Annotated in this window: 1 protein-coding gene; it reads right to left on the reverse strand. The window is 67.2% G+C overall.

What is annotated here, in order from left to right; all coding sequences use genetic code 11:
* A partial coding sequence (locus L687_RS34310) for a Mur ligase family protein (RefSeq protein WP_021200362.1) occupies positions 1 to 464 on the reverse strand: 464 nt, incomplete at its 3' end.
* Positions 465 to 470 lie beyond the last annotated feature (6 nt).

Below are 470 nucleotides of genomic sequence, written 5' to 3' on the forward strand. Positions count from 1 at the left end.
CCCATGCCCACCTCGAGCACGAGCACGTCGATCGGCGCATCGGCCACGGCGACGAACGCCAGCACGGTCAGCAGTTCGAAGAACGTCAGCGGAGCATCACCCGCGGCTTCGAGCTCGGCATCGACGATGTCGACGAACGGCTCGATCTCGTCCCACGCATCCGCGACGGCCTCATCGGCGATGGGCTCGCCATCGATCATGATCCGCTCGGTGAAGCGCTCCAGATGTGGGCTCGTGAACAGTCCCGTGCGCAGATCGTGCGCCCGCAGGAGGCTCTCGATCATCCGCGCGGTCGACGTCTTGCCGTTCGTACCCGTGATGTGCACGACGCGGTACGTGCGCTGCGGGTCATCGAGGAACGCGAGGATGCGGGCGGTGCGCTCCTTGCGCGGCTGCACCCAGCGCTCTCCGGCGCGGCTCAGCAGGGCCTCGTAGACGGCATCCGCCCTGTCCTTGTCACTCATGCTCCC

Source organism: Microbacterium maritypicum MF109 (genome assembly GCF_000455825.1).
Taxonomy (GTDB): domain Bacteria; phylum Actinomycetota; class Actinomycetes; order Actinomycetales; family Microbacteriaceae; genus Microbacterium; species Microbacterium maritypicum_A.